This window comes from Candidatus Buchananbacteria bacterium CG10_big_fil_rev_8_21_14_0_10_42_9, from assembly GCA_002773845.1.
Lineage (GTDB): Bacteria > Patescibacteriota > Patescibacteriia > Buchananbacterales > 21-14-0-10-42-9 > 21-14-0-10-42-9.
The window spans coordinates 15,735-32,429 of the sequence record PEZZ01000012.1 but is presented as its reverse complement, the minus strand read 5'-3'; the positions used below and the strand labels follow the sequence as shown (position 1 = coordinate 32,429).

At 39.0% G+C, this 16,695-nt stretch carries 17 protein-coding genes and 1 pseudogene (1 of these 18 cut by a window edge); all 18 read left to right on the top strand.

All coding sequences use genetic code 11. The features are described from left to right. Window positions 1-921, top strand: a pseudogene (locus tag COT81_01950) (N-acetyl sugar amidotransferase) (it extends 231 nt beyond the left edge of the window). After that, window positions 915-1,538, top strand: coding sequence for an imidazole glycerol phosphate synthase subunit HisH (locus COT81_01945; protein PIS05301.1), 624 nt, complete (start codon window positions 915-917; stop codon window positions 1,536-1,538). The pseudogene COT81_01950 and the gene COT81_01945 overlap by 7 nt, the downstream one beginning before the upstream one ends. After that, on the top strand, window positions 1,531-2,295 hold the full coding sequence (locus COT81_01940) for an imidazole glycerol phosphate synthase subunit HisF (GenBank protein ID PIS05300.1): 765 nt from the start codon (window positions 1,531-1,533) through the stop codon (window positions 2,293-2,295). The genes COT81_01945 and COT81_01940 overlap by 8 nt, the downstream gene beginning before the upstream one ends. A gap of 1 nt (window position 2,296) precedes the next feature. Continuing rightward, window positions 2,297-3,238, top strand: a complete 942-nt coding sequence (locus COT81_01935; protein ID PIS05299.1) for a hypothetical protein — start codon at window positions 2,297-2,299, stop codon at window positions 3,236-3,238. Then, window positions 3,235-3,993: a spore coat protein gene (locus COT81_01930; GenBank protein PIS05298.1), complete on the top strand. Its 759-nt coding sequence runs from the start codon at window positions 3,235-3,237 to the stop codon at window positions 3,991-3,993. The genes COT81_01935 and COT81_01930 overlap by 4 nt, the downstream gene beginning before the upstream one ends. 1 nt (window position 3,994) lies before the next feature. Continuing rightward, window positions 3,995-5,278 carry an aspartate aminotransferase family protein gene (locus tag COT81_01925; GenBank protein PIS05297.1) on the top strand — a complete coding sequence of 428 codons (1,284 nt, stop codon included), beginning with the start codon at window positions 3,995-3,997 and terminating at the stop codon, window positions 5,276-5,278. 2 nt (window positions 5,279-5,280) lie between these two features. Continuing rightward, on the top strand, window positions 5,281-5,886 hold the full coding sequence (locus COT81_01920) for a hypothetical protein (GenBank protein PIS05296.1): 606 nt from the start codon (window positions 5,281-5,283) through the stop codon (window positions 5,884-5,886). Continuing rightward, window positions 5,879-6,964: a pseudaminic acid synthase gene (pseI, locus tag COT81_01915; GenBank protein ID PIS05295.1), complete on the top strand. Its 1,086-nt coding sequence runs from the start codon at window positions 5,879-5,881 to the stop codon at window positions 6,962-6,964. The genes COT81_01920 and pseI overlap by 8 nt, the downstream gene beginning before the upstream one ends. A 9-nt stretch (window positions 6,965-6,973) precedes the next feature. Continuing rightward, window positions 6,974-7,615, top strand: coding sequence for a methionyl-tRNA formyltransferase (locus tag COT81_01910; GenBank protein ID PIS05294.1), 642 nt, complete (start codon window positions 6,974-6,976; stop codon window positions 7,613-7,615). Continuing rightward, window positions 7,615-9,132: a hypothetical protein gene (locus COT81_01905; GenBank protein PIS05293.1), complete on the top strand. Its 1,518-nt coding sequence runs from the start codon at window positions 7,615-7,617 to the stop codon at window positions 9,130-9,132. The genes COT81_01910 and COT81_01905 overlap by 1 nt, the downstream gene beginning before the upstream one ends. Then, entirely contained in the window at window positions 9,129-9,923 is a 795-nt protein-coding gene (locus COT81_01900) for a hypothetical protein (protein ID PIS05292.1), read from the top strand. Before COT81_01905 ends, COT81_01900 begins: the two co-directional genes overlap by 4 nt. Further along, entirely contained in the window at window positions 9,920-10,627 is a 708-nt protein-coding gene (locus COT81_01895) for a hypothetical protein (protein PIS05291.1), read from the top strand. The genes COT81_01900 and COT81_01895 overlap by 4 nt, the downstream gene beginning before the upstream one ends. A 4-nt stretch (window positions 10,628-10,631) precedes the next feature. Beyond that, window positions 10,632-11,960, top strand: a complete 1,329-nt coding sequence (locus COT81_01890) for a hypothetical protein (protein ID PIS05290.1) — start codon at window positions 10,632-10,634, stop codon at window positions 11,958-11,960. A gap of 22 nt (window positions 11,961-11,982) precedes the next feature. Further along, window positions 11,983-13,056, top strand: a complete 1,074-nt coding sequence (locus COT81_01885) for an N-acetylneuraminate synthase (protein ID PIS05289.1) — start codon at window positions 11,983-11,985, stop codon at window positions 13,054-13,056. Window position 13,057: 1 nt separating this feature from the next. Beyond that, complete coding sequence (locus tag COT81_01880) at window positions 13,058-13,849, top strand: short-chain dehydrogenase (GenBank protein PIS05288.1); 792 nt, start codon at window positions 13,058-13,060, stop codon at window positions 13,847-13,849. A 14-nt stretch (window positions 13,850-13,863) separates the two neighbouring features. Further along, window positions 13,864-15,027 (top strand): mandelate racemase/muconate lactonizing protein, encoded by a 1,164-nt coding sequence (locus tag COT81_01875; protein PIS05309.1) that lies wholly within the window; start codon window positions 13,864-13,866, stop codon window positions 15,025-15,027. 2 nt (window positions 15,028-15,029) lie between these two features. After that, complete coding sequence (locus COT81_01870) at window positions 15,030-15,944, top strand: hypothetical protein (protein ID PIS05287.1); 915 nt, start codon at window positions 15,030-15,032, stop codon at window positions 15,942-15,944. Continuing rightward, window positions 15,937-16,692, top strand: a complete 756-nt coding sequence (locus COT81_01865) for an acylneuraminate cytidylyltransferase (protein PIS05286.1) — start codon at window positions 15,937-15,939, stop codon at window positions 16,690-16,692. Before COT81_01870 ends, COT81_01865 begins: the two co-directional genes overlap by 8 nt. The last annotated feature ends 3 nt before the right edge of the window (window positions 16,693-16,695 follow it).

Sequence of the window (16,695 nt, the reverse complement as noted above, 5' to 3'; positions counted from 1 at the left end):
ACTTTTACTTTGTACTCTTTGATGAAAGATTTTGGTTTAAAGCCATTAGTGGTGAGCTTTGACCATGGTTTTTATCGTCCTAAGACTTTAGAAAACAGAATTAGAGCTATGAAAAAGCTAGGGGTAGATTTTTTATCTTTCCGCTCAGATTGGCAAATCGTGAAAAGGTTAATGCTAGAATCACTTAAACGTAAGGGTGATTTTCACTGGCATGCGCACACTGCTACTTTTGCGTACCCGATGCAAATTGCCGTTAAGTTTGGAATCCCGTTAGTTGTTTGGGGCGAGCCAAGCGCGGAATACACAGCTTATTATGGCTACGATGAGCCAGAGGAAGTAGATGAGCGCCGTTTTAACCGTTTTATTAACTTAGGTATTAATGCCGAAGATATGGTTGGTATGGTTGATAAAGTGACAATGAGGGATTTGGAGCCTTATCGTTATCCGAGCCGACAAGAACTAGCCGGGATTAAGTGCCGGTCAATTTGTTTAGGCAGTTACGTTCCGTGGGATGTAAAAAAACATGTGGAGATTATAAAACGTGAATTGGAATGGGAAACAGATGAAGTCGAAGGATATCCACCCGAATATGGTTATGAAAAAATTGAGGATATGTTTCAGGGGACTGACGATTATTTAAAATTTATTAAACGCGGTTTGGCCCGAACTTGCCACCTAACTAGTATTGATGTACGCAACGGCAGAATGACTCGGGATAAGGCGTTAGAACTGGCCGGGCAATACGACGGTAAGCGCCCGGCGAGTTTGGATGTATTTTTGGAGTACGTTGGAATTACCGAAGACGAGTTTATGAAAATAGCTATGTCGCACCAAGTAGCGCCTTATAAACATGATCCATCAAAGACTGAACGGGGAAAGGAGTTGTGGGATCAAAAATTATGGGACCGAACTAAATGTTAGTGATTATTGATTATGACATGGGCAATGTTCGTTCGGTCAGCAAGGCTTTTGAATTGCTGAATGCCGAGGTGGTAATTTCGCACAGGCCGACAGATATTTTGCAAGCCAGCCGCATTGTTTTGCCGGGAGTTGGAGCATTTGCCGACGGCATGAAGCATTTAAAAGAAAGAAATTTAATTGAGCCATTGGAACAAGCAGTTATAAAAGACCAAAAACCATTTTTAGGCATCTGCCTAGGTATGCAATTATTAGCTCAAGGCAGTGAAGAGTTTGGCAAACATCAAGGTTTAGGTTGGATTGACGCGCAAGTCAAGCCGCTTAAAATAGCGGATAATGATTTGAAAGTACCACACGTTGGTTGGAATGAAATTAAGTATAATGAAAGTTGTTCACTTTTTAACGGTTTAAAGACAAGATCAGAATTTTATTTTGTCCATAGCTATCATATGATTTGCCAAAGCCCAAAAGACATAGTCGCTACAACTGACTACGGCATCCAAATTACCGCCGCAATTTTACAGGATAATATTTTTGCCACTCAGTTTCATCCCGAGAAAAGTCAAACCTCAGGTTTAAGACTGTTAACTAATTTTGTTAATTGGAACGGTCATGGTTAAAAAAAGAATAATCCCCTGTTTGTTGTTAAAGGACGGACGTTGCGTCAAGGGCGTTAATTTTATGAATCATCGTGATGTCGGCCATCCGGTTACTAACGCCAAAATTTATGATGCCCAAGGCGCCGATGAATTAATTTTTTTAGATATAACCGCTAGTCGCGACAAGCGCTCGATATTGTTTGATATTGTCTCCCAAACAGCCGATGAGTGCTTTATGCCCCTAACTGTTGGCGGAGGCATAGCCGCATTGGAAGATATTCAGGAGTTATTACGAGCCGGGGCAGATAAAATTTCTATTAATACTATCGCAGCAGAGCAGCCTAAATTTATTACTGATGCCGCTAAACGTTATGGCAAACAGTGTATTGTGGTGGCAATTGATTATAAACAAAATGATAATGGTAAGTTGGAAGTTTTTACCCATAGTGGGAGCAAAGCCACTGGGCTTGATCCGGTGGAGTGGGCAAAAGAAGCCGAGCGGCTTGGCGCCGGAGAAATTTTACTGACAAATATAGATCAAGAAGGTACTAGGGGTGGTTATGATATTGCAACGATTAGGCAAGTGGCTGATGCTTTATCCATACCGGTAATCGCTTCAGGCGGAGTCGGGAGTTTAGAAGATTTAGCTAAGGGTATAAATGAGGGACATGCGTCAGCTGTATCTTTGGGTAGCATTTTGCATTTTACTAATCAGAGTGTGATTAAAGCCCGAGATTATTTACACACCCTTAACGTGCCGGTTAGAATTAACGCTTAATATGAAGATATTAATTAATGGTTTTGGTTCAATCGGCCAACGCCACTATAAAAATTTAAAAGCGCTCGGATTTAGTGATATTTATGTGTTTGATATAAATAAGAAACGACTTAAAAATAAGTCCATTAAAACTGTTTCAAATGTGACTATTGAAACGCTTAAAGATTTTGATGTAGTTATGATTTGTAACCCCAATAATGCCCACGTCAAAAGTGCTTCCGCCGCCGTCAAGGCCGGGTGTCACGTTTTTATTGAAAAACCTTTATCACATTCAACTCAAGGCATAAAAGAACTTATTAAACTAGCGAAACAAAAAAAGGCGATTACGATGGTAGCGTGCAATATGCGTTTTCACCCCTGTTTAAAATTTATTAAAAAATATATCGACGCTGGCAAATTAGGGCGAATTAAACTCATCAATCATTACTTTGGGTATTATTTGCCTAAATGGCGGCCGGGCCAAGATTACCGAAAAAACTATGCGGCTAAACGTGCTACGGGCGGAGGAATTATTTTGGATGATATTCATGAGTTTGATTTACTTTTTTGGCTGAATAAATTTTCTGAGGTAACTAATTCAAGTGTAATAGCCACCAAGTTAAGCGATTTGCAAATAGAGACAGAAGATGTTGGAGTAGCTGCGTTTACTTTTAAAAATGGATCGTATGGGTTTGTGGGATGCGATTATCTACAAAATCAATACACTCGGACTTGTGAGGTAATTGGCAGTGAAGGTAAGTTAAGTTGGGATTTTAATCGCAATATTGTTTGGCTGGAAATAAATAATCAAAAGAAAAAAGTATATGAATCAAGGAAGTTTAAGGTTAATGACATGTATGTGGATGAATTAAAGTATTTTTTAAGATGCGTCAAGAATAAAGCCAAAACATTCAATGATTTTGAGCGGGGGTTTTACACATTAAAATATTGTTTACAAAGATGAAAAATAAAGTTTTATGTATTATTCAGGCCCGTATGGGGTCAACTAGACTGCCCGGTAAAGTGCTAAAGCAAGTTAACGGTATGCCTTTGTTAGAATATGAAATTAGCCGCCTAGGAAGATCCACGCTGGTTGATCGGGTTGTGGTGGCAACAACTACTGACCCAAGTGATGACAAGGTAGAGGCACTATGCAAAAAGCTAGAAGTAGATTGCTTTAGGGGGTCGAACGAAGATGTGCTAGAACGTTATTATCAATGTGCATTGAGCTATCCTGAATATCAAACCATAGTGAGAGTGACTGGGGACTGCCCTTTAATTGACCCGGCAGTTATAGATAAAGTGATTCAAGCGTTCAATCAGAGTCAAGTTGATTACGCGGCTAACATTATTAAAGAAACTTTTCCTGACGGCATGGACGTGGAAGTTTTTACTTTGGACGCTTTAACCCGGGCCGCGAAAGAAGCCAAGCTGCAATCCGAACGAGAACATGTTACTTTATTTATTCGTAATAATGATTTTTTTAAAAAGTACAATCTGGCAGCGACAAAAAATTATTCCAGCTATCGTTTAACCGTTGATAATCCCGAAGATTTTGAAGTCATTGAGTTTTTAATTAAACATACTGACGTTAATGCTACTTACAATGATTTCATTCGTTTGCTTGATGAGAATCCGGAAGTTAAATTAAAAAATACTAATATTAAACGTAATGAAGGTCTTGCTAAGTCACTGGCAAGCGATAAATTAATAAAATAATATGACTAAAAAGTTTACTCAAAGTAATCAAATGTTTAAAAAGGTTAAGCAAGTTATTCCCTTAGCTTCTCAAACTTTTAGTAAAAGTTATTTGCAATATGTTAAAGGCCAAGCTCCGTTATTTGTAACTCGCGCCCAAGGGGCGCATATTTGGGACGTTGACGGGAACGAGTACATAGACATGATCAATGGTTTACTGCCGGTTATTTTAGGGTATCAATATCCGGCTGTTGATAAAGCCATTCGAGAGCAACTAAATAAAGGGATTACTTTTTCATTGTCTTCAACTTTAGAATATGAGCTAGCAAAACTTTTAGTTAAACATATTCCCTGCGCCGAAATGGTGCGGTTTGGCAAAAATGGTTCTGACGCCACCACAGGTGCTGTGCGGGTGGCTCGGGCATATACTGGCCGCGACCATATAGCCGTTGGCGGATACCACGGTTGGCATGATTGGTACATTGGTTCAACCGCCCGGTCCCTTGGTGTGCCGAAAAGCACCCGTGCCTTGACGCATACATTTAAATATAATGATATTACTTCATTAAAAAAATTGATGGCCCGCCATAAACTTGCTGCGGTTATCTTGGAGCCCATGAATTACGTTGAGCCTCAAGACGATTTCTTGCACCAAGTCAGGAAGTTGACCCGCCAACACGGCGCCCTTTTGATTTTTGATGAAATTATTACCGGTTTTCGCTATCACCTTGGAGGGGCCCAAAAACTATTTGGGGTTACACCAGACTTAGCCACCTTTGGAAAATCTATGGGTAATGGTATGCCAATTGCCGCGTTAGTTGGCAAGCGTAAATACATGAAAATTGTTGATGATATTTTCTATTCGTTTACTTTTGGCGGAGAAGCTTTATCACTCGCGGCATCCATTGCAACAATTAAAGAGATGGAGCGCAAAAAAGTTATTCCGGCAATTTGGAAAAAAGGCAAGTATTTACAGATGACCGTGAATAAGCTACTCAAGCAAAATGGTCTAGAAGATATTATTTCAGTCGCCGGGAAGCCGTGCTGGCAAGTTTTTATTATTCAAGATGCGCGAAACAGCAACGCCTTAGAGATAAAAACTTATATTCAACAGGAACTATTGCAGCGGGGGATTTTATGGCTTGGGCAACATAATATGAGTTTTAGCCACACCCAAAAAGACCTTGAGATTTTGATCAGCGCATATAAAGGAATTCTACCGGAGCTAAAAAAGTTGTTGGATAACGGTAAGTTAACGCAGGCTTTGCGCGGTAAGCCAATTACAAATATTTTTAAAGTCAGGTAAATATGTTGGGCATAATTATTTTAGGCGGGGGATTAATTGAAGAAAAAGATGGGACTTGGCGCACCACAAATTTTGACGAAGGTGATAATTTTGGTGTTAATGGTGATCGTGTCCGTGTGGTTGCGGCGGCATATTTAGCCAATGAATATCCTGATGCACTTTTGATTCCAGCCAGCGGCAAAGGTCAGTACGCTTCGATTTCTGGCGCACCGACAATTGCTTCAGTTATCAAGCAAGAGTTAATAGAACTGGGTGTACCAAAAGACAGAATTATCCTGGAAGAAGATTCAAAAAATACATATCAAAATTTGGCTGGCGTAATTGATATTATTAAAGCTAAAGATATTTCGGAGATTAAAATTGTTTCTAATTTGTGGCATATACCCAGAGTCAAGGCTATGATTGAAACTCATCCTAAGCTTAAAGAATTTTATTCTGCTATTCCATACGAATTGGTGTTTGCTGAAGACATTGCGATAGAAAATGAGCCAGGTAGCTGGCAAGCAGATATTGAGCAAGCTTACGGCTCCAAAGCAATGGAAAAACGGCTTGAGTTAGAAGACAAGGGTATAGAGCAAATAAAAAACGGTACATATCAATATGAATAAAAAAAGCTTTGCGATAAAAACTTCTAAAGGCCAAAAAAATGTTGGCTTTGGATTTCCGTGTTTTATAATCGCTGAAATGTCCGCTAACCATGAGCAAGATTATGACCAAGCGGTTGCGATTATCAAAGCAGCTGCCGCAGCCGGCGCTGATGCAGTTAAGTTGCAAACTTACACAGCTGACACTTTAACTATAGATTCTGATCAAGAGTGGTTCCAAGTTGACGGCAAAGATAATCCCGAAAGTTGGAAAAACCAATCATTTTATGAATTATATCAAAAAGCTTATACTCCGTGGGAGTGGCACGCTGATTTGCAAAAACTTGCCCATGAATTGGGGTTAATATTTTTTTCCACGCCTTTTGACAATAGCGCAGTTGATTTTTTGGAACAGCTACAAGTGCCTTGCTACAAAATTGCATCGTATGAAGCCACCGACATTCCACTATTAAAAAAGGTTGCTGCTACTTGCAAACCAGTAATTTTATCAGTTGGTTTCGCGAGCTTAGAAGAAATTGAGTTAGCTTTAAAGACGCTAAAGGACAATGGGGCAAAAGATGTTGCTCTCCTTCATTGTACGGCTTCATATAGCTTAGAGCCCAAAGTAGAGAATACGCATCTAGCTACTATGCTTGATTTAGCTGATAGGTTTAACGTGGTAGTAGGATTTTCTGACAATATGGGTGGCATTGAGGTGCCGGCCCTAGCGGCGGCTAAAGGCGCCTCTATTATAGAAAAGCATTTAGTGATAAACCACGATGGCAAGGCCTTAGACAATACTTTTTCTTTGGATCAAAAAGAATTTGCTAAAATGGTTGAAAAAATTCGTGAGCAAGAAAAAGTTATGGGTAATATTTCTTACGGTCCAAGAACCAAACAAGAAGAAGGCAATAAACGGTTTCGGCGTTCACTATTTGCAGTTCAAGATATTAAAAAAGGTGAACCTTTTACGCCGAACAATGTTCGCGTTATCAGGCCAGCTAATGGACTACCGCCTAAAGATTATGAAAAAGTTTTAACTAAAATGGCTAAATCAGATATTCGACGAGGCACGCCTTTAAGCTGGGATTTAATAAAATAAGTAATTTGTATGAAAATTAACATTATTATTGATAATCAGAACAGTTGGTTTTTCAAAAAAGCTAAAAGGTTAGTAACTCAAATTAAAAAGTTAGGGCATCGTTGTGTTATTTATGACACTCAAGCAAAGATTCCCAAAAATTCTGACATCTCGTTTTTTTTAAGTTGTGAAGATTATATTACTAAAACTACCCGGGCCAAAAGTAAATTTAACATTGTTGTTCATGCCAGCGATTTGCCAAACGGCAAGGGCATGTCGCCAACCACGTGGCAAATCATAGAAGGCAAAAATAAGATCCCGGTAACTTTATTTGAAGTAGCAGAAGGGTTTGATAGTGGTAATTGGTATTTGAAGAATAGCTTTACGCTAGATGGCCATGAGTTGGTAGATGAGTGGCAAGAAAAATTATTTCTTTGCATTGAACGAATGGTTTTGAATTTTGTTAAGCGCAGCCAAAAGATTAAAGCGCACAAGCAGGTTGGTAAAAGTAGTGTTTATAAGCGCCGCGGCCCGAAAGATAGTGAGCTAGACATCAACCAGAGTATTAAGAAGCAATTTAACCTCTTGCGCGTAGTTGATAATGAGAAATATCCAGCCTGGTTTAAATATAAAGGCAAGAAGTATGTACTTAAAATATATAAGCAAAAATAATGGCCTCAGAATTTTCAAATAAGCGCGTTTTAATTTTTCAGCAACGGGGCTGGGGTTTTAGGATTGGACATTATTTAGCGAAGCGGCTGGTTTTAGAAGGTGCGAAAATTGGGGCGCTGACGTTTAAACGCAGCACGCATAATTTTATTGTTGAACAAAAAGAAGTACAGTACGAAATGATTATTAATCATGATGATATTATGAGCGATCCCAAAAGTTATTTAGCAGGGGAGCACTATTCGCTGGAAGAGATTGGTAAAGCTTTAGGCATTGATTCGATGTGGCAAATTATCGCTACCTCACGACGGCATACGCGTTCATATAAAGATAAATTTTATTATAGTTACCGTCAAAATGTATCTGACGAGGAAATTCTAGATTATGTTATGGCGGCGTATAAATGTATTAAATCAATTTTTGAAAAATTCAAACCGGAAGTGATAATTGTTCCGAATTTCCCGGACGTTTTTCATATCATGTGTAATTTGTATGCTGAGCAAAAAGGCGTCACGATGCTGGCAATTACTGATCCGCGAATAAAAGGTTATAACATTTTTACACATTACTATAAAGAAAACAAAGGCTTGTTTTATGATCATGTGGACGCACTTAACGCTGAAAAAACTAATTCACCTAACAGGGATAAAGCTAAAAAATACATTCAAGAATTTCGTGCTCAGTTTAAAAAACCATATTTTACCGTGGTTCACAGTGGGGGAAAAACATTTAAGCAGTGGATTAAATATTGGCTTAAGCCGTGGTATCATATTTGGCTGTGGTACACGACCGAACATGTTAACTATATAAAAAGCACAGGAATTTCGATTGACTACCGACCCCCGAGAATTATTTTACGTGACTTTTTTGCTTCCCGCCGGTATGCGCGTTTTATGGATAAGTATGAGTATTATCCGTTTGACCAAATTAAAAAGTTTGTTTATTTTCCGCTTCAATTTCAACCGGAAGCGGTGATTGACGTAGCGGCGCCGTACTATAGCAACCAAATTGAGACAGCCCGCCAAATAGCCATGTCTCTGCCCGGCGATTATACTTTGGTTGTTAAGGAACACCCGGCTATGGTCGGATTGCGCTCTCCGTCATATATTGAAAAATTAGCCCGGACCATCAATGTGAAGCTAATTGACTATCGTATTCCAACTCAAGATGTTTTAAAGAGAACAGACTTAGTTATCAGCCCAAATGGCACCACTTTAGTCGAGGCGGCTTTCTATAACAAACCGGCAATTCAATTGGGGAATTTAGGCACCATGCTTAAGCTGCCAAATGTTTTTCAGCATTCAGACATTACTACTATAACCTCAAAGATTAAGGAATTGCTTAAAACAAATTTACAATCTCCTGAGTACGAACAGAAGTTAGAAAATTATGTGGCGGCTGTAATGGATACTGGCCTGGAATTTAATTATTATCAAGTTTGGGAACAAGCCGAGAAGGGCGATATGGAAAAATTGTGGCAATTTTATAGAGCTGAAATTAAACGGGTGTTAAATATATGAAAATTAGCGTTGTCATACCAACTCATAACCGCCCACAATATCTAGAAGAGAGTTTGCGTTCCGTTTTGAATCAGAGTTTAAGCCCGTATGAAGTTTTAGTTGTAAATAATGGCGATAATAAAGTTAAGCTACCGTCCGATATGGATACAGTTAAAATTATAGACATTGAACCGCATGCCGGTGCGGCCAAAGCTAGAAATGCGGGAGCTGCTTTGGCGGCGGGAGATTTTGTGGCATTTATAGATGATGATGATTTGTGGCATAAAGATTATCTAAAAAATGTTTCAAACGCCATTAGCCGCGGTGCTAAATGCATGATTAGCCGTTTAGATAAGTTACAAAATGACAAAGTTGTACCATACAAGAATGCACATAACAAATTAAGCCAAGACGCAATTTTAGTTTATAATCCGGGAATAACAGGCAGCAATATCGTTATTAGCAAGGATTTATTTAAACAAGTCGGCGGGTTTGACGCCAAGCTGCCCCCTTCAGAAGATAAAAGTTTGATTTTAGAACTTCTAATGAAAAATATAAAAGTTGTTACTTTGCCGGACAATCAAGCTATTATTCGTGAGCATGGCGCCGAAAGATTAACTGACGCGGGCAAAATGGCAAAAGGTATTTTTGAGTTTACTAAAAAGTATGGGAGCATTATGAATACAAAGCAAAAAATTGCTAATTGGCTAAAAATATATCGCTATCGCTATGAGGCGGGGAATAAGTTTGCCTTAGCGCCATTTGCCACACTTTATACACTTACTCGAGTGATGAAATTATTACGCATATGAATTTAGTTATTAGACCATCCAAAGCTTACTTATTTGATCGGCTGGAAAAAGAACTGAAGAAGTTTACTTACGGGGTTGGAATTGATGCGGCCTCAGCTAATTTTAAAAATCGTAAAATGTTTAAAACGGATAGGTACTATGGTATTGATAGTGATTTGGCCGCTTTGAAAAATGGAGTAGAGAAGTATAATTCAGGTAACACATTTGGTATCTATGCTGATATGAAAAAGTTAGATGCTTTGCCCAGCGGCAGCGCTGAGGTGGTAGTGTCAACCAATAGTTTAGACCATTTACCGGGGCAAGACAAAATAGTGGCGATTGAACATCTATGCCGAATAACGGCTAAGCCTGGCGAATTGCTTTTTCAGCTTTCGATGGATAACTTATTTCCTGACGCGATCAAGATGGCACAAAAATATTTTAGTAATGTCAAAATAGTTTATTATAAGAATTTAGCCAGCCGGTTGTATGAATCAATTTTTGAACGTAAGGGTGATTTAGGTTCGCATCCAATTGCCGGATTGAGGCCATTTCGTTTGTTTGCATGGCTCATTAGCCGCTTAGAATTTCTAACCGGCTTCACTAAAATTGGCAACCAGCAAGCATTGGTTTTTTGTAAAAACAAAAAAGGGGATTTGCCAGAAAGTAACTTTGATTTGTCAAAGATTTCGGCAGACGGGAGAATTTATTCATTAATAGATTAATCAGATGAGAAAAATATTTACATTCGGTAGAAAAATTAGAAACAAGGCTAAGTCGACTTTAAGTAATTTATTGTTAAAAACTCCTTTGGCATTAAACAGTCCTTATTTGGCGGCAATGTCTTTAGCTTTTTTGACTAAAAAGGAGAATAGCAATGGTTCAAAGTATAAAGTTTTGGCGTTGGCGAGAAGTATCTTTATGGATGATGTCAAAGCCATGTCTGAGTTTAGCGGACAAATTGAATTTTTGAGCACGCCTTTGCCATACTGGCAGATATTTTTTGACCACTTTATGCGAGGACCGAAATATGAATTATTAGAAGAGAATAATTATCATGTCACAAATTATTGCACAGAAGGCAGAGAAAAATACTTTCAATTCATAATGAAGTTTTTGCCAGCGTATAAAAAGTTTAGCGGCTTTAAAGCTATTTTAACAGGTAATTTTGCTTACATGCCCCAACAAGAATTAGCCAGGGCCTGCACCAAGTTAAACATTCCATTTATTGTTTTGCATAAAGAAGCGGTTGCGGTTTCAGAGTCGTACGAAAATTATGTTAATCAATACAAAAATCATAAATTTATTGGCGCCAAAGTATTGTTTTATAACAAGCAAAATATGGAAGGGCTATTGAATATTAATATGGCTGGCCTAAGTCGCGACAATAGTTCAATTGTGGGCATTCCTCGCTTTGATAATTATTTTTTATCACCTGACGAAAAACCAAATCGAAAACAAATTGTTTTTTTCTCTTTTTGGCCGCGCCATAGTTTTCGTTACATTACCAAAGACGAAGATAAGTTAAAAAAAATTGATGAACGTTCAGAACAATTCTTTAAAATGGTAATGGAGCTGGCAAAAAAGCATCCGGATGTTAGCTTTGTGGTGAAAACCAAGAGAGCCAAGCACTTTGTGGAATATGTTGAGAATATATTAAATAAATATTTTAAAGACGGGATAGCTAATTTTAAGATTACAAATATTGGTGATCCTTCGGAAATGATTCACCAGTCGTTGGCGGTAATTGGATTTAGCTCCACAACCTTAATTGAAGCAATCGTAGTCGGTAAATTGATTGTGACGCCTGATTTTGATGATATTATGGCAGGCCAGCCATGGGACTATTTTACTAACCACCAGAAGCTGGTTCATTACGCTCGGGACATTGAAACGCTTGAACAATTGTTATTTGAAAAGGCTCATAATTTTCAGTATGACCGCGAGGCAAGGGATGATTTTTTGAACGAATATATCTCGACCACGGCCGGCGGGGCGAGTAAAAAAGCTGAGCACGCAATAATTGAAACCATTGAAACATATAATAAATTAAGCTAATATAGCAATTCAACTTAAATATATGAAAACATCTATGGATTTACCTAGTAAAGTGAAGATTGGCAATAAATATATAGGCGAAAACGAGCCGACATATTTCATCGCCGAGATAGGGAATAATCATAACGGTGATTATTATTTAGCGAAAAAACACATACAAGCGGCCGTTGATGCCGGTGCTGATGCCGTGAAATTGCAAAAAAGATCAGTGTCCGGCACGTTTACTAGGGAGCTATTGGAAAGAGCCCAAACTAAGGATCAAATTTTTGGCGCCACCTATGGAGAATATCGGAAACGTCTGGAGTTAAATGAGGATGAGTTTATCCACTTGAAAAGATTTGCTGAAGATTTGGGGGTTACTTTTTTTGCCACGCCTTTTGATAAAGAGAGTGTTGATTTTTTAGAGAAGGTAAGCCAAGAGGTTTACAAGATAGCTTCGTTTGATGTAACGAATATTCCGCTAATTGAGTATATTGCCAAGCAAGGCAAGCCGGTTATTTTATCTTTAGGTATGTCGACGATGGAAGAAGCAGATGAAGCAGTGGCGGCAATACTAAAGTATAATAAACAATTAATTATTATGTATTGCCTTTCAATTTATCCAACACCTGAAAACAAGATTAATTTATTGACAATTTCGTTGCTTAAAGAACATTTCTCGCCCTTGCCGGTGGGCTATTCGGGCCATGAGAAAGGTTTTATCCCAACATTGGCGGCAGTGAGCATCGGTGCAAAATGCGTTGAGCGTCATTTTACCTTAAATAAAAATTTACCCGGGCCTGACCACGCGACTGTGAGCATTGAGCCGAGTGAATTTAAAGATATGGTGGACAACGCCCGGGCGATTGAGCAGTCCTTAGGTACGCCAGTAAAGAAATTGTGGGACGACGAGATTAAAACGAGGGAAAAACATAGTAAAAGCATAGTATCTGCCACAAACCTACCGGCCGGCACCGTTATCACAGAAGAAATGATTATTTGTAAAAGTCCAGGTTACGGGTTAAAACCTAAAATGATTCAAGAAATTGTTGGCAAGCGAATAAAAATTGATATTCCAGCAGATACTGTATTAATTGAGGACCATATTGAATTTTAATATGAACCATCTGAAAGAATTATTTGATTTAAGCGGCAAGGTTGCAATTGTAACTGGCGGTTTGGGCATGCTCGGTTCTGAATACACCCAGACTTTAGTGCGGGCTGGCGCAAAAGTTGCTATTTTCGACAAACAACAAATGGTTTCTGGACACGCATTGAGTTCGCTTATTGAGAGCGGTGCGGTATTGAATATAAAAGTTGATATAACTAAGCGAAAGGAAGTTGAATCAGCTTTGGCATCTGTTATTGATACCTTTGGCTTGCCCCAAATTTTAATTAACAACGCCGCAATTGATTTTCCGCCAATTAATGGCGGGGGAGAAAATTTTGAGAATTATCCAATTGAAAAATGGAATGATACTTTAGCGGTTAATTTAACGGGCATGTTTATTTGTTGCCAGGTAGTCGGGGCCAAGATGGCTGAAAACAATGACGGTAGTATTATTAATATCTCTTCTATTTATGGGTTGTTGTCGCCAGATCAAAGAATTTATAAAGATTTTGTGAAACCAGCAGCTTACAGCGTGACTAAATCAGGGGTTTTGAACTTAACCCGCTACCTGGCTACTTATTGGGCAAGTAAAAATGTTAGAGTCAATACATTAACCTTGGGCGGAGTAGGGTCTGGCCAAGATCAAGAATTTATTAATAAATATAGCGATAAAACTCCACTAGGCAGAATGGCAAAGAAAGATGACTATAATGGCGCCATCTTGTTTTTGTCTTCTAACGCATCCTCGTACATGACTGGGTCAAACCTGGTTATTGATGGCGGATGGAGCGCTTGGTAAATAATCAAACTTATATGAAGATAGAAAATGTTGAGTTTTTAAAATGTGATGCTGGTTGGCGGCAGTGGCTTTTTATTAAAATTACTACGAATACTGGCTTAACTGGATATAGCGAGTGTACTGATTCGCATGGGTCTCCGTCGGGTATAGCCGGCGTGGTAAGCGACTTAAAGCCAAGGCTTATTGGGAAAAATCCTTTAGCCTTTGAAGCTATTTATTGGGAATTATACGCCGCTACAAGGCAAAGTGTTGGGAGTATTATTCAAAAAGCAATTGGCGGTATTGAAAATGCATTACTTGATATTGTCGGTAAGCATCACAACGTTAGGGTCTGTGATCTTTTCGGCGGCCCGATTAGAGATACAATTCCAGTTTATTGGTCTCATTGGGGTACGACAAGAGTTAGGGCAGCTGACAAGGTCGGTGTGCCGCAGCTTAAAGGTTTAGATGATGTTGCAAAATTTGTATCTCAAACAAAAGCCATGGGCTTCAATACAATCAAAACTAATATCGCTTGCTTCAAGCCCGAACCTCACATCTATATGCCAGGCTTTAACGGTCCGGCCGAGCTGAATTACTCCCAAACGCTGTTAAATGATTTGGAACAATACGTGAAGACAATTAGATCGGCGGGCGGAGATGAATTCGGCATAATTGTCGATTTGAATTACAACTTTAAAACTGATGGCTATAAAAAAGTGGCTAAAGTTTTAGAGCCTTATAATTTAACTTGGTTAGAGATTGATTCTTACGATGCTAAAGCCTTGGCACAGATTAAAGAACATACAACCACGCCAATTTGTTCGGGTGAAAATTTATACGGTGTAAGGCAATATAAGCCATATTTAGAGAATTATTCCATGGACTTTGCTAGCATTGATGTTATTTGGAACGGATTTGTTCAATCCAAAAAGATCTCAGATTTAGCAGAAGTTTATGAGATGAATATCACGCCTCATAATTATTACAGCCATTTGGCCACATTTATTAGCGCCCAATTTGCAGCCTTAGTGCCAAATCTTAAAACTTTAGAAGTTGACGTTGATGACGTGCCTTGGAAAGACGAATTAACTAGCGCTAAGCCAGAAATAAATCAAGGCATTTTGACATTAAATGATAAGCCGGGCTGGGGATGTGATATTAATGAAGACGTTTTAAAAGCCCACCCGGTAAGTTAAATATGGTTAAAAGCTTTAATCCACAACTTATTGCCATTTTAGGCCCCGGCGCCATAGGCGGTTTAATTGCGGCGATTTTATGGAAGCAGGGGGTAGATGTAATTGCCGTTGGGACTAAGCGTACAGTTGATTTGATTAATAAAGAAGGATTGAAGCTAGACAGCGTTAAGTACGGGCGATTTACAGCCCATCCTAAGGCTACTACCCAATTAACTCAAACGCCAGACTTATTATTTGTCAGCACTAAGTCTACTAATCTAAAGTCGTCACTCAATTCACTAAAAGATAAATTTGGGTTAGGCGTAGCTTTGTTGAATGGCTTGTCGCATATGGATATTTTACGCCAAACACTTGGCCCCAAGGTGATAGCTGGATCGATTTTAACAGAATCGTATAGGCAAAGCTCAAATGAAATTGTTCACCCTTCCAAGGCAACTGTTGTTGGACTGGCTCCGAATGAGGAAGTTGGCATGAGTGAAGTAAAGCAAATTTCCACCTGGTTAAATGGCCATGGAATTCAAACAAAAATATATGCTAACGATAAAGAGGTTTTGTGGAAAAAGCTTTGCCGCTTAAATGCTCTGGCTTGCACAACCGCCGCATCAGGCATGAAGCTTGGTGACCTTAGAAAAAATTCTGATTGGATGGAATCTCTTCTTAAGTGTTTAAAAGAGGCAGCTTCGGTAGCGCAGGCTGAGGGCGTGAGTATAAATATTGAAGAGGAAATTGCCAGAGTGAATAAAATCGGGGTTAATTTTAAATCTTCAATGCTGAGAGATATTGAGAACAAAAAAACCCCTGAGCTTGAGGCCATTCCCGGTGCTATTATCGACGCCGGGAGCAAGCACGGAATTTCATGCCCAGTTATTTCAGATTTAAAAAATCAGATAAAGAGAAAAGTTAAAGCGTATGCCTGATCAAAAAAAATATAAAATTATTGGATTAATTCCCGCCCGAGCTGGTTCAAAACGAGTTAAGGATAAAAACATTCGGCCACTTAATTCGCATCCAATGATTGCGTATACTATTAGCGCGGCGCAAGCAAGCGGTTTGTTTGACAGAATTGTTGTTTCGACTGACTCTGAGATTATCCAAAAAATCGCTATTTATTATGGCGCGGACGCACCTTTTTTAAGGCCCCAAGAATTTGCAAATTCAACTTCGCCTGACATTGAATGGATTAAGCACGCGCTTGAAAATATAGAAGAAAAGTATGATATTTTTGCTATCCTTCGCCCAACCAGCCCGTTTAGATCAGCAGATACAATCCGGCGAGCGTATCAGGAGTTTATCAATAATCAAAAGATTGATTCTTTAAGAGCGGTAGAACTTTGCAAGCAACACCCGGGCAAGATGTGGATAATTGAAGGTGAGACCATGAAACCGCTTTTGAATCAAGATCATTTGGAAGTGGCTTGGCATGCTGGGCAATACCAAGCGTTACCAAAGGTTTATGTGCAGAATAGTAGCTTAGAGATGGCTTGGACCAAAGTAGTTGATAAATACAACACGCGAGAAGGTAAAATTTTAGGCCCTTTTTTAACTGAAGGCTATGAAGGCTTTGCCGTTGATTACAAATCTGATTGGGAGTGGTTAGAAAAAATGATACGAACAGGTGATGTAGCATTGCCGAAAGTAAATAAACAGCCTTTTAAACATCAATAAAGA